The sequence below is a fragment of the Nonomuraea sp. NPDC052116 genome (genome assembly GCF_040680035.1).
GTDB classification, from domain to species: Bacteria; Actinomycetota; Actinomycetes; order Streptosporangiales; family Streptosporangiaceae; genus Nonomuraea; species Nonomuraea angiospora_A.
In genome coordinates this window covers 139478-165359 of sequence record NZ_JBFAWA010000010.1, presented here as the reverse complement: position 1 = coordinate 165359, position 25882 = coordinate 139478, and the positions used below count along the sequence as shown (strand labels likewise).

The window sequence follows — 25882 nt, the reverse complement described above, 5'->3', positions numbered from 1 at the left end:
AGGTTAGCGTTGCTAGCACTTCTACCGATGACTCTCGCTTGGAGTGCACCAAATGGTCACCACCGCTTATGTGATCGCAGCCCTGGTCGGCATCGGCCTCGTTGTGGTCGGCCTGCGTTTCCTCCTCGTCCCCGAGGCCGCGGCCAAGGCGTACGGCGTGCCGGGCTCGGCCTCGGGCATGGACACGGGCGCGTACTTCTCCGTGAAGGCCGTTCGTGACCTCGGCACCGCCCTGGCCATCTTCGTCATGATCGCCGTGGCGGACGCGCACACGCTGGGGTGGGTCATCCTGGTCATGTGCATCATCCCCCTCGGCGACGCGCTCATCGTGGCCAGGCGCGGCGGCCACCCCAGCATCTCGTGGGGCATACACGGCGCCACCGCCCTGGTCAGCGCCGCGGCGGGCGTGCTGCTCCTCCTGGCGTGACCTGCTTTGTCAGGCGTGCGCCGGGGGAGCGGTCGAGGTGCGGACGATCAGCTCGTGCGGGAACACCAGCCGCTCCGGCTCCGCCGCGGCCCCCGACAGCAGCAGCCGCCCCGCCGCCGCTCCCATCTCCTGCTTGGCCTGCCGGATCGTGGTGAGCCCCGCCTCCTCGGCCGCGCTGTCGGAGAACCCCACCACCGACAGCTCCCCGGGCACCGCCAGCCCCAGGTCGGCGGCGGCGTCGAGGACCCCCAGCGCCAGCACGTCCGTGTTGGTGAGGATCGCCGTGGGACGCGGGTCCCGCCCCAGCAGCGCGTGCCCCGCCTTCCTGCCGGCCTCGCGGGAGTTGCGCGCCACCTCGTAGAACGGCACCCCTGACCAGTCGATCCCGGCCTCCTCGCACGCCTGCCGGTATCCGCCGGCACGCCGCCGCATGGCCTCGAACACCGCGCCTTCCTGGCGCTCACGGGAGGCCCAGCCGGTGTGGCCGTCGTCGTGCAGCCCGACCATGGCCACCCCGATCCGCCGGTGCCCGAGCTCGAGCACGTGCCGCGCCGCCGCCGCGGCGGCCGCCGGCTCGTCGGTCCCCACGAACGGATGCCCCGGCACGTACGGCTCGTCCACCACGACGACGGGCAGCTTCCTGGCCAGCACCTCCGCCAGCGCCGGATGCCCGTCGGGCAGCGACATCACGCAGAACGCGTCGACCACCGCGTCCCTGACCGTCTCGCTGCGCCGGTCGCCGTGCGGCAGCGGCAGGATGAGCAGCCCCACCCCCGCGTCCTCGGCCGCCGTCGCCAGTCCCTGGAAGAAGCCGATCGCGTACGGGTCGGCGAACGCGTACGCCAGCGTCTCGCTGAACAGCAGCCCGAGCGCCCCCGCCCGCCCCAGCCGGAGCGATCGCGCCGTCGGGTTGGGCCCCGCGTAGCCGAGCTCGTCGGCCACCTCCATGATCCGCTGCCGCAGCCCGTCGCTGAGCTGGTCGGGCCGGGAGAACGCGTAGGACACGGTGGCCCGGGACACGCCCAGCCGGTCGGCGATCGTCTGCAGTGTCACCCTGGCCATCGTCCCACCGTACCGAAGAGCTTGCCCGGCCGATCTTAATCGATTAAGGTCTTAATTGATTAAGGAGGGTTTATGGACGCCATGCAAGTCATCGCTCACCAGACCGCGATGGGCTACCGGGAGTCGCTCGGCGAAGCCCTGCCGGGCGCGCCCCGGCGGCCGCACCGCGCGAGGGCCAAGGTGCGCGTACGGGTGGCGCACTCGCTCAGGTGGACCGCGGATCGGCTGGATCCGGCGTGCCGTACCGCGTGATGCAGCACAATGTGAGGCGTTGATTACGTACAGCAGCCAACGGGGAAGGCTCATGTACCTGGACTGGATCATCGCGATCGCCACCTCGGCCCCGGCGGGCCTCCCGGACCCGGCCCTGACCTGCGCCGTCGCCACGCCGTCCGAGCGGCCGCTGGCGTTCACGCCGCAGGTCGGCCTCACGCCGCGGCGCGTCGCCGCCCGGGGGAACCTCCAGCTCACCGGCTGCACCTCACCCGACGGCTCGGCCGCGTCCCTGCGCTCCGGCTGGGTCGCCGTCAAGGCCACCGCGGAGGCCTCGTGCACCAGTGCCCGCGATGTGCGCGGGGGTGCCGTCATCACCTGGTTCGGCGGGGACGGCCGGCCCGTCGGCACTTCGAGGTTGCGTATCAAGGCCGACCGGCTCGCCACCCAGCACCCGGCCGACGCCCTGCTCACCGGCACCATCGCCGCCGGCGCGCTCAAGGGGGAGCGCGTTCGTGGCGGCCTGTCACCGGCGGCGGCCCTCCTCGGTTGCGCCGCTCGGGGGATGAGCACGCTTCCTGGGAGCGGCAAGATCACCTTCGGGTGAGCCCTGTCCCCTGGCCTCTGACTCGTCCGCAGGGTGCCGCCCGTGGACCGTTCCGCGGCGTGATCGCGGAGCGACCTCGTCCGCCGGGATCCCGCGCTCGCCCGGCGCAGGCCGTACGAGCTGTCCGGCGGGCAGTGCCAGGTGTTCATCGGTCACGACCTGGCCCTGATCCGGCACGTGGCGGTGCTGCGCCACGGCCGGATCGTCGAGACCGGTCCGGCCGGTCAGGTGTGGGCCGCCCCCGCCGACCCGTACACCCGCGAGCCGCTAGCCGCCGGCGATCTGCTCGCCCGCGTAGTCCAGCAGCCGCTCGGCCGTCTCGAAGCGGCGCTCGTTCTGGTCCCCGAGCAGCACGCCGACCACGCGCTTGCCGCCCCGCTCCCCGGCGAAGAGCAGGCAGTAGCCGGCGGCGCGCGTGTAGCCGGTCTTCACGCCGAGCACGCCGTCGGCGCGCGAGAGCAGCTTGTTCGAGTTGCGCCAGGTGTGCGCCCGGTGCAGGGCGGTCTTGGCCACCTTGTGCACCTTGGTGCCCGTCACGGCCGCGAAGGTGCTGTTGTCCAGCGCCTGCTCCGCCAGCTTGACCTGGTCGACGGCCGTCGAGTAGCCGCCGTTCCCGGGGGTGGGCAGGCCGTCGGGGTTGGTGTAGCGGGTGTCGGACAGCCCGAGGGCTCGGGCGGTGCGGTTCATCTTGGCGACGAACGCCGTCTTGCCCGGGCCGTAGCGCCGCGCCAGGGCGTTGGCCGCGTCGGCCCCCGACGGCAGCATGAGACCGTACAGCAGATCGTTGACCGTGAGCCGCTCACCCTTCTTCAGCGCCGCCGTGGTCGCGCCGTTGCTGGTCGCGTGCTTGACGTCGGTCGCCGTGATCGTGATCGTGTCGTTCAGCCTGGCCTCGCGCAGCACGACGTACGCCGTCATGACCTTGACCAGGCTGGCCACGGGCACCCGGCGAGTCTCGCGCTTGCCGAAGTGGATCGTTCCCGCAGAGTCGACCAGGTACGCCGACTTTGCCCCGACCTCCGGCGCGTCCGCCGCCGCGGCCGGGGAGGCGAGTCCCGCAACCAGCGCGAGTACGGCGGAGCCAATGAAACCCCCAATACGCATGGCAATCATGTTGACAGGAGATCAAGGGTCCGTTTGCCTAACTACGCCATAAAGCCCGATCAGATGGGGGTAAATCAATGCCAGGTTAGAGAGGAGCGGCCGTGGCGGGCAGGTTCGTGATCAGTGAGGACGGGCAGGGCGGATTCCGGTTCGCCCTCGTGGCGAACAACGGGCAGACGCTCGCGGTCGGCGAGGGCTACCCGAGCAAGGCCGCCTGCGTGAACGGCATCGAGACGGTGCGCAGGAACGCTCCCGAGGCCGTCATCGACGACCGGACCAGGCGGGGCCTAGGAGACCAGAGCCTCCTCTGACGCGGCCGCGCGCCGCTTCCTCCGGCGCCGCACCACCAGCCAGAACGCCGCCGCGACGGCCAGCACGGCCACGACCCCCGCCGTGACGGGCGAGCGCGCGGCCAGCTCCAGCCAGCCCCACACGAGCGCCGTGAGGCCGAACCACCAGATGGGCGCCCAGGTCAGGCAGCCCAGCGCGCTCGCGACCACGTACCAGGGGTAGGACACCCGCAGCGCTCCCGCCACCCACGGCAGCGTGTGCCGGAGCATGGGCACCCAGAAGCAGCCGTAGACGGCCAGCGCGCCCCACTTCTCGACGACGTGCTCGATCTTCGCGATGCGCTCGGGCCCCACCCGGACGCCGACGCGCGAGTCGTAGAGCTTCACGCCGAGTTTGCGTCCGACCCAGTAGTAGACCTGGAACGCGCCGAACAGGGCCAGGATCAGGATGGCGCCCACCAGCCAGTAAGGCAGATCAAACCAATAAGGCCTCGTGGGATCGGCGATGCCGGTCATGCTCTCCCACCCTCCCAAGCCTTAGGTCAGGCTTACCTTAGTTCAAGTTGCAAGCTTTCGCCATATCGGCTTGCAAGCCGCCGCAACCAGCCGACAAGCAGGCCTCAACCACCCGAGCTCACTCTATGGGTGAGGCAAAAGGGGTGTTGAAGATGGCGTCGAGAAGCGCGGCCGTCCTGGCGAGTGGCACGACGAACGCGGCCAAGCTCATCGTGGCCGCCCTGGCGTTCACCAGCGCGTACATCGGCTTCTCCGCCTACAGCGCCGCCGACGGCGCGCCGGCCGCCGTGACGACCATCACCCTGTCGGCCCGCGAGGTGCCCGTCGCCGAAGAGCTGGCCCCGGCCGCCCAGCCCGGCCAGGTCACCCTCGGCGATCTGGCCGGCGCCTGCTCGGGGCCGCTCGTCGCGCGCAGCGTGCTCGTCAGCCCCGAGCCCGGCCGGAGCGTGCACTACGGCTGGAAGCTCGCGCGCTGGAGCCCTTCCACCAAGTCGTGGCGCACGTACCTGGTCGACTACGACGGCTTCGTGGGCGCCGCGCAGACCGTCGAGTGGCGGCCCGAGCTCTCCGGCGACCCCGGCTGGTATCGCGTCGAGCTGTCGGCCAAGGGCGTCAAGACCGTCACGAGCGACCGTTTCCAGGTGAGCTGCTGACCGACCGCCGCGCCGCCTCCACCCAGCGCGGCACGCCGACCCGCTCGGCCACCTCCAGTGCCTTCTCGTAGTGGGCGCGGGCGGCGTCCGGCTGGCCCAGGCGCACGGCGAGGTCGCCCAGCGTCAGCGCCACCGGCCACAGCGCCACCACGCCGGTGCCCGCGCCCGCCACCCGGTCGGCGAACGGCTTGAGCTTGTCGTAGCAGTCGACCATCCGCTCCCGGTCGTCGAGCAGCATGCCGGCCAGCGCCCGCCAGGTCATCGCCAGCTCGTAGAGGAAGTCGGGCCGCACCGGCGGGCGGGTGGCGGCCACGGCCTTGGCGTCCTGGAGGTGCCCGGACGAGGCCAGGGCCAGCGCGTACGCGTCGAGCGTCCACTTGGCGCCCCGCCGGTGGGCGTCGGCGAGCAGGTCGACCATCTCGGCCGCCCGGCCGTCCACCAGGTGCAGGCAGAACGTCGTGATCAGCGGGAGGTCCTGGCGGCCCTCCAGCATGCCCGCCCGCGCCGTCATCCTGGTCGCGTCGCGATAGGCCCGCTCCGCGCCCGTGTAGTCGCCGGCGATCATCAGCCGCTGGCCCGCGTACCAGACCACGACCGCGGCCGGCGCCGACAGGTCGTACTGCCTGGCCAGGGCGTCGGCAGCGGCCGCGTGCTGGTCGGCGACCGCGAACTCGCCCCTGGCCGCCGCGCACTCCAGCAGCACCAGATGGGCCAGCGCCTGCGTGGCCATCTGCCCCGAGCGCTGCGCGACCTCCAGCAGCTCCCTGCCGATGCTCTCCCGCGTGTCCACGGCGGGGATGTCGTACGACTGCCGCAGCCGCCCGCTCAGCGCCGCCGCGATCAGCGTCGGGTCGCCGCTCTGCCGGGCCAGCTCCAGCGCCTCCAGCGACGCCTGACGCCCGCGCTCGGGGGAGGAGGAGCCCTCCAGCTCCAGCGCCAGCGTGGTCAGCAGGCTGGCCCGCAGCCGCTGCTCACCCTCGGGCAGCTCCATGAGCGCCTTCTCGGTGATGTCGACGATCTCCCACGCGGTGCGGGTGAAGTCGCGCGCGATGCCCTTGTGCGGCACCGCCAGCGACGCCGCCACCTTGGCGGTGATCTCGAGGTCGCCCAGCGGCAGCGCGGCGTCCATGGCCTGGCGGCGCAGCAGCCGGGCCGCCGTCATGTCGCCGCACAGCGCCAGCGCCCTGATCTGGCGCAGCATGAGCCGCAGCCGCTCCTTGCTGCGCTCGGGCGTCTGCGCGCCGCTCTGCTCGTCGCGCGAACGGTCGAACGCCGCGATGGCCTGCTCCCACAGGGTGGCCGCCTCGCGGTGGGCGAAGCGCCGCTCGGCCTGCTCGGCCGCCAGCCCCGCGTAGTGGACCGCCTTCCCGGCCGCGTCGGCCAGGAAGTAGTGGTGGGCCAGCGCCGCCACGTCGGACGGCGTGTGCTGCTCGATGACCGCCGCCACGGCCGCGTGCAGCCGTGTGCGCCGCAGCCTGGAGGCGTCGGAGTAGATCGTGTCGCGCACCAGGTCGTGGTCGAACCTGAGCAGCCCGGGCCCCGGCTCGGTCACCAGCCCGGCCAGCAACGCCGCCTCCACGGCCTCGATCACCGCGTCCTCGTCGCCCGACACGGCGATCAGCACGTCGAGATCGACGTCACGCCCGATCACGGCGGCCTGGAGCAGGATCTGCTGGGCGCCCGACGGCAGCCGCGAGATGCGCCGCCGCAGCACGTCGCGCACGCCGGACGGCACCTGCGAGAGCACCTCGGTGGCGCTGGCCCGGTCGGCCGCGCCCTCGGAGTCGAGCAGGCGCACGGTCTCACGGACGAAGAACGGGTTGCCGCCCGTGCGCTCGACGATCGACTCGACCGCGTCCTCGTCGATGTCGCGTACGCACGTCGCCTTGACCAGCTCGGCCACGGCCTTCGGGTCGAGCCCCGACAGGCCCACGCGGACCGGGCCCAGCCTGGCCAGCGCCGCCAGCACGTCGGACTGGCGGTCGTCGAGCTCGCTCTCCCTGCACGTCACCACGAGCAGCACCCGGCTGGTCGCCAGCAGGCTCGGCAGCGCGCGCAACAGGGCGAGCGTCTGGTCGTCGGCCCAGTGGAGGTCCTCCAGGGTCAGCAGCACCGGCGCGCGGCGCGCGACCCCGGCCAGGTAGCCGCCGACCGCGCGGTGCAGCCGGAAGCCGCCGGACGCCTCGTCCTCGTCGGGGTCGGGGGCGGCGTCGTCGAGCAGCGGCGCGAGCAGCTGCGCGTATTCGCCGGCGCCGGTCGCGACGGTGAGCGTGCGCAGGATCTCCACCCAGGCCCAGCCCGGCGGGGTGGCGCTGGAGTCGGGGCACGCGCCGGACGCGGTGATCCAGCCGTCGCCGGCGAGCCTGCTCTCCAGCTGGCGCAGCAGCGTGGTCTTGCCCGCGCCCGCGACCCCGGCCACGATCGCGACCTGGAACCGGCCCGTGCGCGAGGCCGCCGTGGTCAGCCTGGCCAGCTCGGCGTCGCGGCCGACGAACGGCTCGGGCTCCAGCGGCGGCGGCTCGACGGCCGCGGCCGGCCTGGGCGGCCAGGTGTCGGTGACCGGCGCGGCGGGCCGCGCGGGGCGCGCGGTGACGGCCAGGTCCAGCTCCGGGGACTGCGCCAGGATGTCGGACTCCAGCTTGCGCAGCGCGGGCCCCGGGTCGATGCCCAGCTCGTCGGCCAGGATGTTCCTGGCCCGGCGCAGCGCGGCCAGCGCGTCGCCCTGCCGGCCGCAGCGGTAGAGGCCCAGCGCCAGCAGCCGCCAGCCCTCCTCGCGCAGCGGGTTTTCGGTGGTGAGCGCCTCCAGGTCGGGAACGGTCTCGGCGTGCAGGCCGAGCCGCAGCCCGGTGTCGGCGTGCCGCTCGCGGGTCACGAGGCGCAGCTCCGCCAGCCGGTTGACCTCGGCCTCCGCCCACGACTGGTCGGCGAAGTCGGAATAGGGAGTGCCGCGCCACAGGCCCAGCGCCTTCTCCAGGCGGCCTCGGGCGGACTGCGGATCGCCCTCTTCGAGGTGCTCGCCCGCCGCGCGGACGAGCTGCTCGAACTTGAGCGCGTCGACCTGGTCGGAGGCCACCCGCAACGCGTAGCCGGACGCGACCGTCACCAGCAGCCGGTTGGGCCCCCCGCGCGGGCGGCCGGGCTCCAGCACCCGGCGCAGGCGCGAGATGTAGACCTGCAGGCCCGACTGCGCGCCCTTGGCCCCGTCGTCATCCCACAGATCGTAAAGAAGCGTGTCAACGGGCACGACCTGACCTCTGGCCACGAGAAGCCGGGCGAGGACGGCCCGCTGCCGCAACCCGCCGAGGTCGAGTTCGTCGTCGTGTTCGTACGCCTCGACTGGCCCCAGAACTCGGAACGCCACCATGTCAGCCGCCACGCTATGCGGGCCTAGGAATCACGCACAAGGTCTTTGATGGGTTTGGGATTGTCACTACTGGGCCTTCGAGATCGCGGACGGGGGCTCCGCCCCGGCGTTCCGGCCGTTGCGCCTGCGCAGGAGCGCCCATGCGCCCAGAGCCAGGCCGCCGAACGGGATCTCGATAGTGTAAGTCCAGAAGCCGAAAAGCAGTGCGGTCGCGGTGGCCGGAGCGACTCCGACACCGAACCCTTCGGTGAGCAGGAGCACCACGCCGCCCTCCATGATCCCGGCCCCGCTGGGCGTGATCAGGACGGCGGTGAGCACGCGGGAGAGGGCGAAGACGGCGATCGACTGGGCGAACCCCGGCCAGGCCCCCGTCACCTGGAGGCAGACCGCCATGATCGACCACTGGAACCCCAGGAAGAACACCATCGCCAGCGACAGCCCGGGCCATCTCGACCTGACGACGCCGGCGGTGTCGGCACGCAGCTTGTGGAACGCGTCCGAGGCGTGGATCTTCAGCCGCAGCAGCCGGGTGACGCCGTCGAGCGCGCGGCCGAGCGCGACGGCGGCGCGGTCCCAGTAAAGAGCGACCGCAACGATCACGCAGAGCACGAGGATCGAGATCGCGCCCGTCCACCCGGCCTTGGCGACGGTGGGGTTGGGCGCCTCGCCGGCCGCCAGCAGCGCGATGATCCCGACCGCCGGCAGGATGAACCTGAACATCGTGTTCCAGATGCCGCTGACCAGCGTCATGACCACGATCGACCGGCTGGAGAAGCCCCAGCCCCTGGTCATCGCGAACGACACCGCCACGCCGACCGCCCCGCCGAACGGCAGCAGGTTGCTGACCGCGCTCCCGGCCGCGTTGAGCGTGAGGCCCTGGAGGTTGTTGAGGCCGGGCAGGGAGTTGGTCAGCACGAACGTGTACGCCAGCAGGCTCAGCAGCCACAGCGCGGTCATCAGCGCGATCTCGCCGGCGCCGAGCATGCCGAAGACCTTGCCGATCTCGTGCCAGGAGACGGGCTTGCCGGTGAGCGTGCGCACGATCTGCGGAAGGTAGACCACGAGCAGCACGGCCAGCCCGAGCGACAGCACGGACAGCGCGATCTGGAGCCACTTGTTCTTCATCGGGGTCCAGTCTGACGGGTCGCCGGACGAGGATCCTCCTTCGGAGGAATCATTTCGGCCACTGGTCGAAGGGATGAGTGAGCCGGGTGCCCGGTGGCAGGTCGCGGCGGACGTACCACTCGGTGCCGAAGACGAGGCGGTAGATCGGGCGCGGGACCTTCAGCATGACGGCGAGCGTGCGGTCGCTGTCGCCGCCGCTGGCCTGGGAGGCGTGCGCGGCCATGGAGGCCCGTTTCTGGCGGGTGTATTTCCTGACGTTGACCCGGTGGGTGATCGTCTCGCTCGACGAGTACGCGCTCTCGAACGTCCGTACGTCGAACTCCGGCGGGAACTTGTAGAACCGGCCCGCCAACCGCAGCAGCCTGACCAGCGGATCGCGGTTGACGGTCGCCTCCAGGACGATCTCCGTCCCGGCGATCTTCGCCGCTCGTTTGCCCACCCGGTGCACCTGCACGTGGTCGGGGTGCCCGTAGCCGCCCGCCGGATCGTAGATCGCCAGCAGGTCGGCCTCCTCCTCCTGCAGGATCGCGGCCAGCGCCTTGGCCGCCGCCTCGGTGTCGGCGTCGATGAAGGCGTTGTCGGGCCGCTCCTCGGCGATGCCGCCCTTGGGGCTCAGCCCCGAGTCGCCGTAGCCGAGACACTCCACGCGGGCGCAGCCGAGCAGCGCGGCCGACTCGTAGAGCTCCTTGAGCCTGGTCTCGCCGAGCGCCTCGCCGGGCTCCATCTCGGCCAGGCCGCGCTCGCCCGCGGTGGCCACCACGAGCACCACGCGGTGTCCCTCGGCCGCGAGCATCGCCATGGTGCCCGCCGTCAGCAGGGCCTCGTCGTCAGGGTGAGCGTGAAAGAACACTGCGGTACGTGGAGGCACACGCCCAGATTAGTCTGGGAGGGGTGCGGATCTTTCACGTGAGCGACTGTTACCTGCCGCGACTCGGGGGGATCGAGGTCCAGGTGGCCGATCTCGTGCGGATGCAGCGGGAGGCGGGACACGACGTCTCCGTGGCCACGGCGACGAGGGGCGAGCCGCTGCCCGGGGTCCACCGGATCGTCGCCAGAATGCCGTTCGACCTGCCCGTTCACCCGTTCGGAGTGGGGCATCTCACGCGCCGGCTCACGTCCCTGCGCCCCGACGTGGTGCACGTGCACACGGGGGCGGTCTCGCCGTTCGCCTGGATGGGCGTGCGGGCCGCCGCGCGGGCCGGGCTGCCGTGCGTGGTGACCGTGCACAGCATGTGGGACCCGGTCACGCGGGCGCTCTACCGGCTGCTGCGGCTGGCGTTCGGCTGGCAGCGGTGGCGGCTGGTGGCGACCACGGTCAGCAACGCCGCCGCGGTCCCGATCCGCGCCGTGGCCGGGCCCGAGGTGCCGGTCCGGGTGGTCTCCAACGGCCTCGACCTGTCGGGCTGGGCTCCGCCGCCCGGCACGCCCGACCGGCGGGAAGAGGTGCACATCGTCGCTGTGGGCCGGTTGGCGCCGCGCAAGCAGCCCGTACGCCTGCTGAGGCTGCTCCAGGCGGCCAGACGGCGGGTGCCCGCCAGTATCCCCATGCGCGCCACCATCGTCGGCGACGGGCCGGCTCGCGGCCAGATGGAACGTTTTCTCGCCCGGCACGGCATGGCCGGCTGGGTCTCCCTGCCGGGCCGCTACACGCGGGAGCAGATCGCGAAGGTGCTGGAGGCGGCGGACGTGTTCGTGGCGCCCGCGCCGCGCGAGTCGTTCGGCATCGCGGCGCTGGAGGCGCGGGCCGCGGGGCTGCCGGTGGTGGCCAGGGCGCAGAGCGGGGTGGCCGACTTCGTCGCGGACGGCACGGAGGGGCTGCTCGGCCACACGCTCGGCGATCTGGCCCGCGCGGTGGCCCGGCTCTGCACGGACGCGGCGCTGCGCGAGTCGATCGCCGCGCACAACCGGGCGACCCCTCCGGCGGCGGGCTCGTGGCCGTCGGTCCTCGACGGGTTCGACCGGGCCTACGCGGAGGCGCTTCAGCCGCGCCGGAGCACCACGTAACCGTCGCGCTCGAACACCTTCGCGTACCCCTGGCCCTGCAGCGCGTCGACCGCGGCGCGCTGCTCGTCCGCCGAGCCGAAGGGGAACTCCCAGCGGGAGGTGTCGGCCACCACCCACGGCGCGCCGTGCGACTGGGCCGTCCACAGCAGGACGGTGGTCCTGGAGGTCAGGGCGGGGCCGACGGAGTTGACCGCCTCGACGGTGACCCCGGAGGGCACCTTGCTCACGGCCTCGGCGGCGGCGGCCGCCTTGGGCTCCTGGTAGAAGGGCGGATGGTAGAGCTGGTCCAGCGCGAATCTGGGCACCAGGGTGATCGCGACCACGCAGACCGCCGTCGCCCAGGCGAGCTTGAGCGAGGTGTCGTCGGAGCGCTTCAGCCAGCGCAGCAGCCTGGCCAGCCCGTCCACGCCCGCGCAGAAGAGGATGACCACGGTGAACGCGCTGTACTGGAAGTCGGCCTGCCACCACTGGGAGCGGTCGGACAGCATGCGCTCCAGCACGTGCGGCAGCGCCACCAGCGACAGCGGCGAGAGCAGGCACAGCAGCAGCGTCGGCCACACCAGCAGGAACAGCGTGTCGACCTTGGCCTCCTCGCTGAACGGCAGCAGCACGGCCGCGATCGGGTCGCGCAGCAGCGCCAGGATCGCGCTCGGCACGTCGGGGCCGAGATGGTTGTAGGCCCAGAAGTCCTTGGAGTCGCCGCCGAAGGCCGTGATCGCCAGCCCGCGTACGAGCAGGACGGCTCCCATCCCGAGCGCCATGCACAGCAGCCCCCGCAGCCGGTCGCCCAGGACGAGCAGGCACAGCCCCGCCCCGATTACCATCAGCCCCATGTCCTCCTTGACCAGCAGGAGGTCGAGCATCGCGATGAGGGCGGGCAGCCGGTGGCCGGCGTGGTAGCGCTCGATCATGATCGCGGTGAGCACGGGGACGAACATGACCTCGTGCGCGTCGAACGCCACGGCCTGCGCGACGGGCCACGACAGCGCGTACGCCACGGAGACCAGGTAGGCGGGCGCCACGCCGAGCACGCGCCGGGTGAACAGCCAGATGAACGGGATCGCGGCGGCGAACAGCAGCGCCTGCGCGACGATCAGCGTCTCGGGCCCGTCGTGGATCCAGTAGAAGGGCGCGAGCATCGCGTAGACGGGCGAGAAGTGGTCGGCGAGCTGCACGTAGTCCATGCCCCGCCCGTGGAACATGCCCAGCACGGGGATGTGCGGCGGCCGCAGCGCCGCGTAGTTGCGCACCGCCTGGTCCACGATCACCAGGTCGAACGACGTGGCCCGGAACGTGGCCAGCTTGACCAGGCCGAGCACGGCGTAGGCCACCGCGGCGGCGAGCGCGATGGCGCCCACGCGTACGCGGTGGCCGGACAGCCGGATCCTCCAGAGGGAGGCGGCGGCGGACGCCCCCTGTCGCGCCGCCAGAGTGTCACCCGTCACGGGCAGCAAGGGTAGAACGAATCCACCCGAACGTGGCGCGGCCGCCGCGCCGTCCTGCCCCCCACAGGCGGAACGGCGACCGCGGGCTCAGCGTCAGCTGCAGGCAGAGGTGATCTTGGTCGAGAAGCCCTGCATCTTGCCCGTGAACGAGGACACTTCGGCCAGGTCGCCCTTCTCCAGGGTCTCGAAACCGGCGGCGAGGTCGTTCAGTGCGGCGGCGACTTCGCCGTCGTACTTGCCCGCGAGCTCCTTGGTCTTGCTCGCCGCGTCCTTCGAGGCCGTGCCGATGGCCTTCGTGTCGGTGGCGTCCTTGGTGATCGTGGTCGTCCACTCATTCATGATCTTGGTGGCCTCATTGGCGGCGGTGTTGCAGTCAACCGCCTGGCCCAGGGCACCACAGCCGGTGCTCGTGAGGACAGCAAGGGTCAGCGTCGCGGCCGCGACGGCCAGGCGACGACGAGGGGGAGTCATTTCTTGCCCTTCGGTGGTTTCTACGAACGAAGGGAACATTATGGATCAGCCCTTGACTGTCGCTTGCACCCCACTAACACCACGGGTATCAAGCCGGCGTAAAGCCTCAGCGGGCGAGCCAGCGTTTGCGGGGGTAGCGGACGGTCAGGCTGCCGTACTTCGTGGCGCCGCTGATCACCACGTGGACGGCGCCGGGGCGGGGCCTGCCGGGCACGTCGGAGGTGTGGACCTGGCCCCAGTCGCTGCGGAAGGCGTCCACGTTCGCGACGCCGCCGTCCGGAAGGATGATCTTGGCGGAGCCGTACGCGAGGTCGAGTTCGATGTCCACCACCGGGTGGGTGATGACGGCCTCGGAGAGGTCCAGCTCGACGCCGCCGTACTTGGAGGCCGCCCGCAGCCGCCGGGGGACGGCCCAGTCGCCGGCGCGCTTGATGTGGCCGTTCTTGGACTCCAGCTCGATCACGTCGTCGACCTGCGGCTGGTCGGTGGGGAGATCCTCGATCAGGCCCAGCAGTTCGCCGTAGGTCCTCGCGGTGAGGGCGATCTCAAGGCGGTCTTCGAGCTCCAGCTGGGTGAGCCGGCCTTCGGCGAAGGCGTGCTGGAGCTGCTGCGCGGTGCGCTCTCGGTCCTCGTCGGACACTCGCATCTGCAATTGCGACATATCTTGAGCATACGGGGTGGCGGCGCTCAGAACGGGAGTTGTCTGCCGGAAGGGGTGCGGAGATCAAGGGGGAGCGGCCCCCGGACGAGGCGGGGGCGGCGAACGACCCGGATTCGCTTCACGCCAATTACGTACCCACCGGATTGCGGTGAAGTCATCTTCCTTGGGTAGCGTGAATTCTGATGTTGGCGGAATCGTTCACGCACCCGGCGCTCCTCTATCGGGGTGACCGGGAATATGTGGCTGCCACCAGCGCATTCGTCCGCGCGGGGCTGGCCCTGGACGAGCCTGTCGCGATCGCGGTGCCGGCCCGTAATCTGGCCCTGATCGAGGCCGAGCTCGGCGACGACGCCAAGTCCGTGCACCTGCTCGACATGCAGGAGGCCGGGCGCAATCCGGGGCGGATCATCCCCGCCGTGCTGCGCGACTTCGCCGACCGGCATACCGGCGGGCACGTGCGGATCATCGGCGAGCCGATGTGGCCGGGGCGCACCAGGACGGAATACGGGGCCGCCGCGCAGCACGAGGCGCTGATCAACCTGTCGTTCGCGGGTCGGCGGGTCACGATCCTGTGCCCGTACGACGCCGACCGGCTCGCTCCCGAGGTCCTCCAGGAGGCGGAGCGCACCCACCCCGTGCTGTGCGACCTCTCGGGGGAGTGGGCCAGCGCCGAATACGCGCCCGAGCTGGTGGTCTCCGCGCACAACCGGCCGCTCGACGAGCCCGCCGACTTCGTCTCGCTGCGCTTCGACCACACCGGCCTGTCGGCGGCCCGCGGCCTGGCCGCGCGGCGGGCGGCGGAGATGGGGTTCTCCGGCGACCGGCTCGACGACATCCAGCTGACGGTGGCCGAGCTGGGCGCCAACAGCCTCGACCACGGCGGCGGCTCGGGCACGATCCGGGCCTGGGCCGAGGATGGGCGGCTGGTGTGCGAGGTCAGCGACGCCGGGCACATCACCGACCCGCTGGTGGGCCGCCGCCCGGTCGACCCGCGCCACGCGGGGTCGCGCGGGCTGCTGATCGTCAACCTCCTGAGCGACCTCGTACGCGTGCACACCCGCCCGGGGGCGACCGCCATCCGCGTCTACTTCGACGCGCCCGGCCCCGTCGCCTGAGCCCGGCCTGCCGCGGCTACCCCTCGATCTCCGACATATCCGGATAACGGGTGCCGACGACGGCGTCCGCCGGGACGGCGCGGGCCAGGGCGGCGAGCTGGTCGGCGGTCAGCGTGATGCCGGCCGCCGCCGCGTTCTCCTCCAGGTACGTCAGCCGTTTCGTCCCCGGGATCGGCACGACGTCGTCCCCCTGGGCCAGCACCCAGGCCAGCGCGAGCTGCGCGGCGGTGATCCCGGCGGCGTCGGCGATCTTCCGTACCTCCGCGACCAGCCCGGCGTTGCGCTCGGCGTTCTCGCCCGCGAGGCGCGGCATCCACCGGCGGACGTCGTCCTCGGACAGCTCCTCCACGGGCGGCAGCGCGCCGGACAGGAAGCCGCGGCTGATCGGCGAGTACGCCACCAGCGCCACGCCCAGTTCCCTGGCCGTGGGCAGGATCTCCGCCTCCAGGCCCCGGGTGAACAGCGAGTACTCGCTCTGCAGGGCCGCGATCGGGTGGACGGCCGAGGCCCTGCGCAGGGTGTCCGCGCTCACCTCCGACAGCCCGATATGGCCTACCTTGCCCTGCTCGACCAGCTCGGCCATCGCGCCGACCGACTCCTCGACGGGGACGTTCCTGGTGCGGCGGTGCATGTAGTACAGGTCGATGTGGTCCACGCCGAGGCGCCGGAGCGAGGCGTCGCAGGCGGCCCTGATGTACTCCGGGCTGTTCTCGACGGAGCGGGTGCCGCCGCCGCGCTTGACGCCGAACTTGGTGGCCAGCACCACTTCGTCCCGCCGGTCCTTGACGGCCCGGCCGACGAGCTCCTCGTTGGCCCCGAGCCCGTACGTGTCGGCCGTGTCCAGAAAATTCATGTCCAGGTCGAGTGCGCGGTGGATGACGGCGATCGACTCCTTCTCGTCGCCCGGACCGTAGAAGTCGGACATGCCCATGCAGCCGAGGCCCAGCGCCGAGACCTGAGGCCCGCCGTTCCCGAGAGTGCGCTTCTTCATGTTTCCAGGTTCACCCCTGGAGTGCGTTCCAGGTCAAACCGGGTCAGGCATCCGGGACCCACCCTGAGGGGGGAGTCCCTACTCAGGGTCACGTCCGCGCAGGTGGCCGGGTGTTCTCAGGGTTGTTTCCGACCGAGGTATTAAGGGATCGTTCAGGTCACTTCAGGGTCGATCTCCGATATTCCGCGAGGCCGTGTTCCACGAGCTTTGAGGCATGAAGGCATTGCTTGTCAGCGGATTCGCGGCCATCGGCACCGGAAGCGGCGCCATGCTCACCCTCCACGCGGAATCCGACCTCGACCCGTTGCACAGCGTCATCAGCGAGTACGCCTTCCAGGCGTCCGGCTGGTTGCTGCCCGCCTCGCTGACGTTGTTCGCGGTGGGCTCCGCGTTGATCGCCGAGGCGATGCGCCGGGCCGGGATGAGCCGCTGGGTCGTCGCGCTGCTGCTGGCGTGGGGGGCGAGCATGTTCCTGATCGGCGCTTTCCCCACCGACCGGCCGGGCGTGCCGCTGTCGTTGTCGGGTGGCATCCACCGGTACGCCGCCTTCGCCGCGTTCCTGGTGATGCCCGCGGCGGGGATGCTGCTGGCCAAGGCCAGGATCCGGTACGCCAAGGCGGTGCGGATCCTCAGCGGGGTGGCGCTCGGAGCCCTGCTGCTGGTCGTGGTCCCGTACGTGGTGCGGATGTTCGGCATCCCGCTGACCAACGACGAGATCCCGGCCGGGCTGACCCAGCGGGCCGTGGTGGTCACCGAAATCGGCGTGCTGGCGCTGGCCGGGCTGTCGATGCTCAAGCCGCTGGCTCAGCGCTCCCAGGGCGGCTCCTCGCCCAGCTTGGCGTAGTAGTGCGCCAGGTGCTCCTTGACGCGTTCGATGTCCTTCTTCGGCAGATCCACCCCGCCCCTGGCGCCCTCCATGACCGCGGCCGCCGCGAACACGGCCCGGGGCACCGCCTTCGGCTCCCCGTTCACGACGTCGGCGATCGGCAGCTTGTACGCCCCGAACTCGTCGGCGTCGTCGGCGTCGAACCAGCTGAAGGCCTCGCGGTATGTCGCGTTCGGCTTGTCCTCGGCGTCCGCCCACTTGCGCACCCGCTTGTCCGCCGCGGCGGCGTCCCACTCGCGATCGCGCTGGGCGAGGGGCAGGTCGTGGAATCGCGTGACGGTCATATGAGGCGGCTACCCCTGACGTAGGCGTGAAACGGCTCGCCCGGGATAGGGGTACGGGCCCGATCACGATGTGGGAGTGCCGAGATGACGATTTTGATTGCGTATGACGGTTCCGACGACGCCAAGGCCGCGATCGCCTTCGCGGGTGAGCTCCTGAAGGGTGAGTCCGCCGTCGTGCTGACGGTGTGGGAGCGGGCGGCGATGGCCTCGGCCAGGGCCTCCGCCGGGCTCATGATGGCGATCGACCAGCTGGGCACGGAGGACGCGGCGATCGAGGGGGCGATGCGGGAGCTCGCCGAGCACGGCGCGGACCTCGCCCGCAAGGCCGGCCTGGACGCGACCCCGCGGTGCGATCCGGACTCGGTGGCGGTGTGGTCGACGATCGTGGACGTGGCCGACGAGATCGACGCCAGGCTCGTCGTGACGGGGACGCGGGGGTTCGGCGGGGTGCGTTCGCTGCTGCTCGGCAGCACGTCCGACCGAGTGCTGCACAACGCGGGCCGGCCGGTGCTGGTCGTGCCCGCCCCCGACCCCGCCGCCGGCACTGACGACGCCGACACCTGACGGCCGCGCCGGGCGTTAACGGATGGCCGGGGCGGGTGGACGTCGTTAGCATGGGCGGCATGACGATCTCGCCGAAGATGATGGCCCCTTAGGGGTTTCGTCGGCGACGTCTTGTCGAGGCCCTGCGAGCGGGGCCTCTCGTCGTGTTCGGGGCCCCTTGGAGGCACCTGATGTATCTCACGACGACCATCCCGTACGTCAACGCCCGTCCCCACCTCGGGCACGCCCTGGAGCTCGTGCAGGCCGACGTGCTGGCCAGGCACCACCGGCGGCGCGGCGAGCCGGTGCGGTTCCAGACCGGGACCGACGACAACTCGCTGAAGAACGTGCTGGCCGCCGAGGCGGCGGGCGTGCCGGTGCGGGAGCTGGTGGACCGGAACGCGGCCGCGTTCGAGGGGCTGCGGGGGCCGCTGGACCTGTCGTTCGACTCGTTCATCCGGACGAGCGTCCACCCCGGGCACCGGGCCGGGGTGGAGCGGATCTGGGAGGCGACCGGGCACGACCTCTACCAGCGGCACTACGAGGGGCTCTACTGCGTGGGCTGCGAGCAGTTCTACCCGGAAGGCCCCTGTCCCGACGGGCACGAGGCGCCGCTGCAGCGCGTGTCCGAGCACAACTGGTTCTTCCGGCTCTCCCGCTACCAGGAGGCCCTGAGCGAGCTCATCCGCGGCGGGCGGCTCAGGATCGAGCCGGTCGCGCGGCGGAACGAGGTGCTGGCGTTCATCGAGGCCGGGCTGGACGACATCAGCGTCTCGCGCTCCGCCGCCCGCGCCCGCGGGTGGGGGATCCCCGTGCCCGGCGACCCGGACCAGGTGGTGTACGTGTGGTGGGACGCGCTGGCCAACTACGTCACCGCGCTCGAAGGCGACGACTACGACCGCTGGTGGGTCTCCGAGCGGCGCAAGGCGCACCTGATGGGCAAGGGCGTGATCCGGTTTCACGCGGTGTACTGGCCGGCGATGCTCCTGTCCGCGGGCGAGCCGCTGCCCACGGAGATCTTCGTGCACGACTACCTCACGGTGGGCGGCCGCAAGATCAGCAAGTCGTCGGGCGGCGCGGCCGATCCGGTGGCGCTCGTGGACGCGTACGGGGTCGATGCCGTGCGGTGGTGGCTGCTGCGCGAGGTGCCGCGCGTGGGCGACGCCGACTTCACCGAGGAACGGCTGGTCGCCCGGGCGGACGAGGACCTGGCCAACGGGCTGGGGAACCTGGTCAACCGCGTCGCCACCATGGTCCACCGCTTCCTGGACGGCCACGTGCCCCCGGCCGGGGAGGAGCTGGCCGCGGTGCCGGTGGACGAGGCGCTGGAGGCATTCGATTTCCGGCGGGCGGCGACGGCCGTCTGGACGCTCGTCGAGGAGGCCAACAGGTACGTCGAGCGGACCCAGCCGTGGCGGCAGCCCCGGGCCGGGCAGGAGGCCGCGCTGGGGACGCTGGTGCACGCGTGCCGGACGCTGGCCGTACAGCTGGAGCCCTTCCTGCCGACGGCGGCGGCGCGGGTGGCGGCGGCGGTCGCCGGCGAGCGGCTGCCCCGGCCCGAGCCGCTGTTCCGCCGCCTCGCCGCGGCCGGAGTGGCTGGTTGACGGAGGTCCGGAGGGAGCCTACGGTGGCGCACACCGACCAGCCGGTATGGAGGCGCCCATGGCCACCGTCCCCACCATTCGCGGCCCCGTAGACGTCGAGGAGCTCGGGCAGACGCTCATGCACGAGCACGTGTTCGTCCTCGCCACCGAGCACCTCGACAACTACGGCAGAGGCGCCTGGTGGGACGAGGAGGCCCGGGTGGCGGACGCGGTCGCCAAGCTGAACGCGGTGGCCGCGAAGGGCGTGCGGACGATCGTCGACCCGACGGTGTGGGGCCTCGGCCGCTACATCCCGCGCATCCAGCGCGTCGCCGAGCAGGTGCCCGGCCTGAACATCGTGGTCGCCACCGGCATCTACTCCTTCGAGGAGCTGCCCCACCAGTACGAGCACCGCGGCCCCGGCCTGTTCATCGACATGCCGGACCCGATGATCGACGACTTCGTCCGCGACCTCACCGAGGGCATCGCCGACACCGGCGTGAAGGCGGCGTTCCTCAAGTGCGTGGTCGAGCAGAAGGGCCTGACGCCCGGCGTCGAGCGCATCTGCCGGGCCGTCGCGCAGGCGCACCTGCGCACCGGCGCGCCGATCACCATCCACACGAACTCCTTCACGCAGAGCGGGCTGATCGCGCTCGACCTGTTCGCCAAGGAGGGCGTCGACCTGGCGAAGGTGGTCGTCGGGCACGCGGGCGACAGCAACGACCTCGACTACCTCATGCGCCTGGCCGACACGGGCGCGACGCTGGGGATGGATCGGTTCGGGCTGGATCCGTACAATCCGACCGCGCAGCGGGTGGCCACGGTCGCGGAGCTCTGCCGGCGCGGATACGCCGATCGCATGGTCCTCAGCCACGACACGGCGTGCTTCATGGACTACTTCGGCGGCGCCTGGGACGAGGCCCGCTCAACGCTTGCGCCGAACTGGCGCTACGATCACATCCACGATGACGTCTTGGCCGCACTGCTGGACTCGGGTGTGACCGACGACCAGATTGAGCAGATGCTGGTGTTCAACCCGAAGCGCTACTTCTCGTAAAGTAGGTGGATCGGGCGAGCAATGCAGGTAGGTGGAGCTGGGTGACTTCGGAGCAGGCCTTGTCGATAAGCCTCGGGCTCCAGGGACCCTGTGTCATCGCGCGACTGACGGGGGACTTCGACTTCGGGTCTGCCGCCGAGGTCCGTGACCGTGTCACCAAGGCCCTCGATCTCACCCAGCCCCCGATGCTCGTCATCGACATGCAGGCGGTCAGCGTCTGTGACTCCTCCGGCCTGTCCGTGCTGGTCTACCTGCACAAGGCCGTCACCGCCTCGGGCGGCCGGCTGCTGCTGGCGGGGCTGAACGGCCGGTGCAAGCACCTGTTCGCGATCACCGCGCTCGACAAGTTCTTCGACATCCGCACCACGGCCGAGCTGGCCATCGCCGAGCTCAACGAGCCCGGGAGCTTCACCGCGTAGGCCGCTGGCCTTGTGGGAGAACGGATAACCGTTTCGTATCGGATCTTCTTTACCGCCGCCGCCACCACCACACTCATGGCGGCGCCCGCCGGCGCGTCCGCGTCCACGGAGACGACGACCGCCAGCGCCCAGCTCATCCGCTGGGCCGCCTGCACCGTGCGGACGCGGGCCCTGTCCCAGTCTTACAACAACTGGCTGGACGGCTTCAGCAGCTTCAACCGCTACGCCAACAGGTACTACCGCTGAGCGGCCGCCAGGGGCCGAGCCGACCCCCGGCTGAGCCCCTGGCTCACGCGGTGACGAGGAGTGCCACCCCGATCAGCACCGCGACCGGAACGAGCCACATCACGGCCTCGACAGCGAACTCCTTGTACATCGCGCAAATCTCCTAACAACGGCTCGAGTACGTCACTGCGCAGCATAGCGGCCCGGGCCGCCTGCTCGATCCGGATCAGGCCGTGACGGCGCCGTCCGAGGCGGAGGCCACCGTCGCCATGTACTTGGACAGCACCCCCCGCTCGACCTCTCTCTCGGGCCGCTTCCACGAGGCGCGGCGCAGCTCCAGCTCCTCCTCCGGCACCACCAGCTCGATCGTCCCCGCCGCGCTGTCGATGACCACCGTGTCACCGTCACGCACCAGCGCGATCGGCCCGCCGTGGTACGCCTCCGGCGCCACGTGCCCGACGACGCGCCCGTGCGAGACCCCGCTGAAGCGCCCGTCGGTGACCAGCGCCACCGAGGCGCCGAGGCCGCGGCCGACGAGCGGGCCCGTGATCGAGAGCATCTCCTGCATGCCGGGACCGCCCGCGGGGCCCTCGTAACGCAGGACGATGACGTCGCCCGGCACGATGTGACCCTCCTGGATGGCGACGTAGCAGTCGTGCTCCGAGTCGAACACCTTGGCCGGGCCCTCGTGGCGGAAGTCGTCCTTGCCGCCCAGCTTGAGCACGCAGCCGTCGGGCGCGAGCGAGCCCCGCAGGATGGCCAGCGCGCCACGCGGCTTGAACGGCTCGGCCACGCTCGCCACCACCTCCTGCCCCGGCGTCTCCTCGGCGTCGGCCGCGACCTCCGCCAGCGTGCGGCCGTCCACCAGCGTGGCGTTCTCGCGCAGCAGCCCGGCCTCCAGCAGGCGGCGCACCACCAGCGAGGTGCCGCCGGCCCGCCACAGGTCCAGGGCCGTGTGGTCGCCGCCGCTCGGCTTGAGCCCCGTGATGATCGGGACCCGCCGGCAGACCTCGCCGATCTCGTCGATGCGCAGCGGCAGCCCCGCCTCGCGGGCGATGGCCAGCAGGTGCAGGACGGCGTTGGTGGAGCCGCCCATGGCGGCGACCGAGACGATCGCGTTGTGCAGGGCGTCCGCGGTCAGCACCCGCGAGGGGCGGGCGTCGCGGGCCAGCGCCTCCATGGCGATCTCGCCGACGCGCCGGGCCGCGGCGTTCTTCTCCTCCGCCACCGCCGGGATGTCACCCACCCCGAACGGCGCCAGGCCGAGGAAGTCGGCGACGCTGCCCATGGTGTTGGCGGTGTACTGGGCGGCGCAGGTGCCGGCGCCCGGGCAGGCGTGCTTGGCCAGGTCGTCCAGCTCCGCCTGGTCGAGGCGGCCGACGGCGCGCTCGCCGAGGGCCTCCCACATGTCCTGGATCGTGACGTCGCGCCCGCGCCACCTGCCGGGCATCATCGTGCCGCTGTAGAGGACGACGGCGGGCACGTCCAGGCGGGCGAGCGCCATGATCCCGGCCGGCACGGTCTTGTCGCAGCCCACGATGACCACCAGCGCGTCGAAGCCGTGCGCGCGACCCATGAGCTCGATCGAGTCGGCGATGACCTCGCGGCTGACCAGCGACGTGCGCATGCCGGGGGTGTGCATCGTGAGGTTGTCGGAGACCGCGATGGTGTTGAACTCCATCGGCGTGCCGCCCGCCGCGCGCACCCCCTCGGCCACGTGGGCGGCCAGCTCACGGTGGGTGAGGTTGCACGGCATCGTGCCGGTCCAGGTGGAGGCGATGCCGACCACCGGGCGGCGCATGTCCTCCTCCGACCAGCCCATGGCGTACAAGTGGGAGCGGGCCGGTGCGCGGTCGGGGTCGTCGGCGATGCTCAAGGCGCTGCCCTTCGTCGTGCGGGTCGTTACGCCTCCATGATCTCGCGCTCACTGTTCGCGCATGCGCCAGGGTGACCCGTACTCCACCAGGAGGTCCAGGAACGGGCCCGGCTCGAACGCCTCGGGCCCCAGCACGCCCGCGCCCTTCCAGACCCCGTTCGCCATCAGTTCCAGGGCGACGACGGGGTTCACGGCGGTCTGCCAGACCACGGCCTGGGAGCCGTACTCGCGCATCGACCACTGGTTGTCCACCACGTGGTAGAGGTACACCTCGCGGGGCCGGCCGTCCTTGACGCCCTTCACCCAGGTCCCGGCGCAGGTCTTGCCCCGCATGCGGTCGCCGAGGCCCGCCGGGTCGGGCAGCACGGCGGCCACCACGTCGCGCGGCGACACCCTGGCGGTGCCGTCGTCGGTCCGGACCGCGACCGGTTCGGTGCGGTCCACGCCGAGTGCGTGCAGGGTCTTGAGCTTGCCGATGAAGTCCTCGCCGAGCCCGTACTTGAAGGTCACCCGCTGCGCCGGGATCCACCGGGGGACCAGCATGACCTCCTCGTGCTCGACGTTGACGCACTCCACGGGGCCGATCCCGTCGGGGAAGTCGAAGATCTCGGGCTCGCTGAACGGCTCGGTGGTGTACCAGCCGCGGTCCTTCTCGTAGATGACCGGCGGGTTGAGGCACTCCTCGATGGTGGTCCAGATGCTGAACGACGGGGCGAACTCGTAGCCGTCGACGGTCAGGTTGGCGCCGTCCCTGATGCCGATCTCCTCGATCTCGTCGAAGAGCTCGTCGGCGGCGTAGCGGGCGAACACGTCGGCCAGGCCGGGCTCCACGCCCATGCCGACCAGCGCCAGCCGGCCCTGCGCGGCCCACTCGGCGGCGCGGGCGAACTGGTCGTCGCCCAGCTTGACCCCCACCTCCTCGTACGGGCGGTCGGGGTGCGGCCTGGACATCGACATGGCCATGTCGAGGTAGTCGGCGTCGGCCGCGAGGGCCGCGTCGAACAGCGGCAACACGAATCGGGGGTCGGTGGCGTTCAGGAGGACGTCGCACCGGTGCTCTTTCAGCAGCGCGGTGACCGCGGCCCGGTCGGCCGCGTCGATCTTGACAGGGGTGAACCGGTCCGCCTGCTCGCCCAGCGCGGCGACGGCGGCCTTGGCGCGGGGGAGATCGTAGTCGGCGACCACCATGTGCTCGAGAAAAGGGCGGCGGGCGGCGATCCGGGTGATGGCGGTTCCCACGCCGCCGGCTCCAACGAGAAGGATACGCATGACGATAAGTCCCCTTTTAATGCTGTGTTGGGGGGTGTGTCGAGAATTTAACTTGGGTAGGCTCGTCAACGTCAATGGCGTTGGCATAAGGAGGCCGTACTCGTGGCCAAGCGAGTGGTGCCGGAGGCGGCGCGCAGGCGGCGCCGTCCCACCAAACACGGGCAGGTCCTCACCCATCAGCTCATCGTGGAGACCTCCCTCCGCATGCTCCGCGAGCACGGGGCCGCGGGGCTGTCCGCCCGCCGCCTGGGCCTGGCCCTGGGCGCGGACGCCAGCACGGTCTACCGCTATTTCCGCGGCATGGACGACCTGGTGCTGGCGATCGCGGACGAGCTGTTCGGCACGGCGATGGCCGACTGGCGGCCCACCGGCGACTGGCGCGCCGACCTGCGTGATCTGGGCCTGCGCATCCACCACGCGTACCTGGCGCACCCGCAGGCCGCGGTGCTGACCGCCAGCCGGGTCACCGGCCGGCCGAACGAGGTGGCCGGGGACGAGACCATCATCGGCATCCTGCGCGGTGCCGGGTTCGCGGACGGGGACGCGGTGCGGATCTATCACGCGTTCATCGACCAGAGCCTGGCCTTCGCCATCCTCGACGCCGCCACGCTGGCCCTGCCGAAGGCGGCGCGGGAGGCGGACGAGGAGGTGTGGCAGGCCACGTACGCGCGGCTGCCCGCCCGTACGCACCCGAACATCGCCGCGACGGCGCCGCTGCTGGTGGCCGAGATGAACGACAGCGCCTACCCCACGGCCCTCGACATGCTCCTGTCGAGCGCGTCCGCGCAGCTCAGGTGAGCAGGGCCCGGATCCGCTCGGTGCCGCCGTCCCGGAGCCAGGTGCGGAAGTCCAGGAGGCCGGGGTGGCGTTCGCGCAACGCCGCGATGTCGGCGCGCCACAGTCCGCGCTCGTCCGCGAAGGCACTCTCGGCGTCCGGGCCGAGCCCGAGAGAGCCGATGGGCAACTGCCGGTAGATGATCTCGCGCCCGAGGCTCCGGCTGATCAGCTCCACCGTCCGTCTGGGGGTCAGCTCGTCCCCGGCGATCTCGATCGCCTGCCCGAGGTAGTCCCGCGGGTGGGAGAAGGCGAGGCGGGCGAAGACGCCGATGTCGGCGGCGGCGATGAGCTGCACCGGCGTGTCCGGGCCGAAGAGGTGCCTGAGCTCGCCGCCGGCGATCCCGCCGACGGGCAGGCCGGGAATGGTGTGGTTCTCCATGAACCGGACCGGCCGCAGGATCGTCGCGGGCAGGCCGGCCGCGCGTATGTGCTGCTCGATCCGCCACTTGCTGTCCCAGTAGGGCAGGCCGGAACCTCGGTCGGCGCCGCCGACCGAGGTGAACACGAAGTGAGAGGTTCCGGCCGCGGCGGCGGCGTCGACGAGGCCGCGGCCGCGGCGGATCTCCCGGTCGAGGTCGTCGTCGTCGGGCGTGACGCCGAAGACGCCGTACGCGCCGGCCGCCGCTTCCGCGAGCGAGCCGGTGTCGTCGAGGTCTCCAACGCGGAGCTCGGCGCCCTTCGCCTTCAGCGCCTGGGCCGCCGGGGCGTCCGGGTCGCGAACGAGGGCGCGGACCGGCCAGCCGGAGGCCAGCAGCTGGGCGGCGGTGGCGCCGCCTTGGCGTCCGGTGGCGCCGGTCACCAGGACGGGCTTGTCGACGAGGTTCACCAGGGCTCCTAACGGTAAGCTGAGACTGT

28 protein-coding genes are annotated in these 25882 nt (G+C 71.6%); 14 read left to right on the top strand and 14 right to left on the bottom strand.

Annotated elements, in window-relative coordinates:
• Window positions 1–52 precede the first annotated feature (52 nt).
• Complete coding sequence (locus AB0L65_RS21370; RefSeq protein WP_364247999.1) at window positions 53–427, top strand: DUF4267 domain-containing protein; 375 nt, start codon at window positions 53–55, stop codon at window positions 425–427.
• 9 nt (window positions 428–436) lie between these two features.
• Here AB0L65_RS21370 and AB0L65_RS21365 read toward each other — a convergent pair whose 3' ends face one another.
• Window positions 437–1489: a LacI family DNA-binding transcriptional regulator gene (locus AB0L65_RS21365; protein WP_364247997.1), complete on the bottom strand. Its 1053-nt coding sequence runs from the start codon at window positions 1487–1489 to the stop codon at window positions 437–439.
• Window positions 1490–1561: 72 nt separating this feature from the next.
• Between AB0L65_RS21365 and AB0L65_RS21360 the strand changes: the two genes are divergently transcribed.
• The gene (locus AB0L65_RS21360) at window positions 1562–1741 is read left to right on the top strand and encodes a hypothetical protein (protein ID WP_364247995.1); all 180 of its coding nucleotides are present in this window, start codon (window positions 1562–1564) and stop codon (window positions 1739–1741) included.
• A 52-nt stretch (window positions 1742–1793) separates the two neighbouring features.
• Window positions 1794–2309, top strand: coding sequence for a hypothetical protein (locus AB0L65_RS21355; protein ID WP_364247993.1), 516 nt, complete (start codon window positions 1794–1796; stop codon window positions 2307–2309).
• A gap of 267 nt (window positions 2310–2576) precedes the next feature.
• On the opposite strand, the gene AB0L65_RS21350 is transcribed toward AB0L65_RS21355, so the two are convergent.
• On the bottom strand, window positions 2577–3413 hold the full coding sequence (locus tag AB0L65_RS21350) for a serine hydrolase (protein WP_364247991.1): 837 nt from the start codon (window positions 3411–3413) through the stop codon (window positions 2577–2579).
• A gap of 101 nt (window positions 3414–3514) precedes the next feature.
• On the opposite strand from AB0L65_RS21350, the gene AB0L65_RS21345 reads away from it, so the two are divergent.
• Window positions 3515–3724, top strand: a complete 210-nt coding sequence (locus AB0L65_RS21345; protein WP_364247989.1) for a DUF1508 domain-containing protein — start codon at window positions 3515–3517, stop codon at window positions 3722–3724.
• Here AB0L65_RS21345 and AB0L65_RS21340 read toward each other — a convergent pair.
• A complete protein-coding gene (locus AB0L65_RS21340) occupies window positions 3701–4219 on the bottom strand; it encodes a VTT domain-containing protein (RefSeq protein ID WP_364247987.1) in 519 nt (172 codons plus the stop codon). The genes AB0L65_RS21345 and AB0L65_RS21340 overlap by 24 nt on opposite strands.
• Before the next feature lie 152 nt (window positions 4220–4371).
• Here AB0L65_RS21340 and AB0L65_RS21335 point away from each other — a divergent pair, with 152 nt between their 5' ends.
• Window positions 4372–4872: a hypothetical protein gene (locus AB0L65_RS21335; protein WP_364247985.1), complete on the top strand. Its 501-nt coding sequence runs from the start codon at window positions 4372–4374 to the stop codon at window positions 4870–4872.
• On the opposite strand, the gene AB0L65_RS21330 is transcribed toward AB0L65_RS21335, so the two are convergent.
• The 3 genes from AB0L65_RS21330 to AB0L65_RS21320 all read right to left on the bottom strand — a co-directional run bounded on the left by AB0L65_RS21330 (window position 4841) and on the right by AB0L65_RS21320 (window position 10229).
• The gene (locus AB0L65_RS21330; RefSeq protein WP_364247983.1) at window positions 4841–8236 is read right to left on the bottom strand and encodes a BTAD domain-containing putative transcriptional regulator; all 3396 of its coding nucleotides are present in this window, start codon (window positions 8234–8236) and stop codon (window positions 4841–4843) included. The two genes, AB0L65_RS21335 and AB0L65_RS21330, sit on opposite strands and share 32 nt — an antisense overlap.
• A 66-nt stretch (window positions 8237–8302) precedes the next feature.
• The gene (locus AB0L65_RS21325; protein ID WP_364247981.1) at window positions 8303–9361 is read right to left on the bottom strand and encodes a lysylphosphatidylglycerol synthase domain-containing protein; all 1059 of its coding nucleotides are present in this window, start codon (window positions 9359–9361) and stop codon (window positions 8303–8305) included.
• Between the two features lie 49 nt (window positions 9362–9410).
• A complete protein-coding gene (locus AB0L65_RS21320) occupies window positions 9411–10229 on the bottom strand; it encodes a PIG-L family deacetylase (RefSeq protein WP_364247979.1) in 819 nt (272 codons plus the stop codon).
• A 23-nt stretch (window positions 10230–10252) separates the two neighbouring features.
• On the opposite strand from AB0L65_RS21320, the gene AB0L65_RS21315 reads away from it, so the two are divergent.
• Entirely contained in the window at window positions 10253–11365 is a 1113-nt protein-coding gene (locus AB0L65_RS21315; protein ID WP_364247977.1) for a glycosyltransferase, read from the top strand.
• Here the strand turns inward: AB0L65_RS21315 and AB0L65_RS21310 are convergent.
• From AB0L65_RS21310 to AB0L65_RS21300, 3 genes are all read right to left on the bottom strand, one after another.
• A complete protein-coding gene (locus tag AB0L65_RS21310) occupies window positions 11341–12810 on the bottom strand; it encodes a DUF2079 domain-containing protein (RefSeq protein ID WP_364247975.1) in 1470 nt (489 codons plus the stop codon). The genes AB0L65_RS21315 and AB0L65_RS21310 overlap by 25 nt on opposite strands.
• Before the next feature lie 93 nt (window positions 12811–12903).
• Window positions 12904–13320 carry a hypothetical protein gene (locus tag AB0L65_RS21305; RefSeq protein WP_364247973.1) on the bottom strand — a complete coding sequence of 139 codons (417 nt, stop codon included), beginning with the start codon at window positions 13318–13320 and terminating at the stop codon, window positions 12904–12906.
• A gap of 67 nt (window positions 13321–13387) precedes the next feature.
• Complete coding sequence (locus AB0L65_RS21300) at window positions 13388–13942, bottom strand: DUF1707 domain-containing protein (RefSeq protein WP_364247971.1); 555 nt, start codon at window positions 13940–13942, stop codon at window positions 13388–13390.
• 182 nt (window positions 13943–14124) lie between these two features.
• On the opposite strand from AB0L65_RS21300, the gene AB0L65_RS21295 reads away from it, so the two are divergent.
• Entirely contained in the window at window positions 14125–15057 is a 933-nt protein-coding gene (locus tag AB0L65_RS21295; RefSeq protein ID WP_364247969.1) for an anti-sigma factor RsbA family regulatory protein, read from the top strand.
• 16 nt (window positions 15058–15073) lie between these two features.
• Here the strand turns inward: AB0L65_RS21295 and AB0L65_RS21290 are convergent, their stop codons facing one another.
• Window positions 15074–16048: an aldo/keto reductase gene (locus AB0L65_RS21290; protein WP_364247967.1), complete on the bottom strand. Its 975-nt coding sequence runs from the start codon at window positions 16046–16048 to the stop codon at window positions 15074–15076.
• Window positions 16049–16262: 214 nt separating this feature from the next.
• Between AB0L65_RS21290 and AB0L65_RS21285 the strand changes: the two genes are divergently transcribed.
• Window positions 16263–16892 (top strand): DUF998 domain-containing protein, encoded by a 630-nt coding sequence (locus AB0L65_RS21285; RefSeq protein WP_364247965.1) that lies wholly within the window; start codon window positions 16263–16265, stop codon window positions 16890–16892.
• On the opposite strand, the gene AB0L65_RS21280 is transcribed toward AB0L65_RS21285, so the two are convergent.
• Window positions 16853–17218, bottom strand: coding sequence for a hypothetical protein (locus AB0L65_RS21280; protein ID WP_364247963.1), 366 nt, complete (start codon window positions 17216–17218; stop codon window positions 16853–16855). The genes AB0L65_RS21285 and AB0L65_RS21280 overlap by 40 nt on opposite strands.
• Window positions 17219–17302: 84 nt before the next feature.
• Here AB0L65_RS21280 and AB0L65_RS21275 point away from each other — a divergent pair, with 84 nt between their 5' ends.
• The 5 genes from AB0L65_RS21275 (at window position 17303) to AB0L65_RS21255 (ending at window position 21066) form a co-directional block, all read left to right on the top strand.
• Window positions 17303–17782, top strand: coding sequence for a universal stress protein (locus tag AB0L65_RS21275; RefSeq protein WP_364247961.1), 480 nt, complete (start codon window positions 17303–17305; stop codon window positions 17780–17782).
• Window positions 17783–17952: 170 nt separating this feature from the next.
• Window positions 17953–19365, top strand: a complete 1413-nt coding sequence (locus AB0L65_RS21270; RefSeq protein ID WP_364247959.1) for a methionine--tRNA ligase — start codon at window positions 17953–17955, stop codon at window positions 19363–19365.
• A gap of 58 nt (window positions 19366–19423) precedes the next feature.
• Entirely contained in the window at window positions 19424–20401 is a 978-nt protein-coding gene (locus AB0L65_RS21265; protein WP_364247957.1) for a phosphotriesterase-related protein, read from the top strand.
• A 41-nt stretch (window positions 20402–20442) separates the two neighbouring features.
• Window positions 20443–20820, top strand: coding sequence for an STAS domain-containing protein (locus tag AB0L65_RS21260; RefSeq protein ID WP_363981944.1), 378 nt, complete (start codon window positions 20443–20445; stop codon window positions 20818–20820).
• A gap of 75 nt (window positions 20821–20895) precedes the next feature.
• The gene (locus AB0L65_RS21255) at window positions 20896–21066 is read left to right on the top strand and encodes a hypothetical protein (RefSeq protein ID WP_364247955.1); all 171 of its coding nucleotides are present in this window, start codon (window positions 20896–20898) and stop codon (window positions 21064–21066) included.
• Window positions 21067–21271: 205 nt separating this feature from the next.
• Here the strand turns inward: AB0L65_RS21255 and ilvD are convergent, their stop codons facing one another.
• Together ilvD and AB0L65_RS21245 are read right to left on the bottom strand one after the other, a co-directional pair.
• A complete protein-coding gene (gene ilvD, locus AB0L65_RS21250) occupies window positions 21272–22921 on the bottom strand; it encodes a dihydroxy-acid dehydratase (RefSeq protein WP_364247953.1) in 1650 nt (549 codons plus the stop codon).
• Between the two features lie 48 nt (window positions 22922–22969).
• Entirely contained in the window at window positions 22970–24190 is a 1221-nt protein-coding gene (locus AB0L65_RS21245; protein ID WP_364247951.1) for a saccharopine dehydrogenase C-terminal domain-containing protein, read from the bottom strand.
• A 102-nt stretch (window positions 24191–24292) separates the two neighbouring features.
• Between AB0L65_RS21245 and AB0L65_RS21240 the strand changes: the two genes are divergently transcribed.
• The gene (locus AB0L65_RS21240) at window positions 24293–24988 is read left to right on the top strand and encodes a TetR/AcrR family transcriptional regulator (RefSeq protein WP_364247949.1); all 696 of its coding nucleotides are present in this window, start codon (window positions 24293–24295) and stop codon (window positions 24986–24988) included.
• On the opposite strand, the gene AB0L65_RS21235 is transcribed toward AB0L65_RS21240, so the two are convergent.
• Window positions 24981–25853, bottom strand: a complete 873-nt coding sequence (locus AB0L65_RS21235) for an NmrA/HSCARG family protein (protein ID WP_364247947.1) — start codon at window positions 25851–25853, stop codon at window positions 24981–24983. The genes AB0L65_RS21240 and AB0L65_RS21235 overlap by 8 nt on opposite strands.
• Window positions 25854–25882 lie beyond the last annotated feature (29 nt).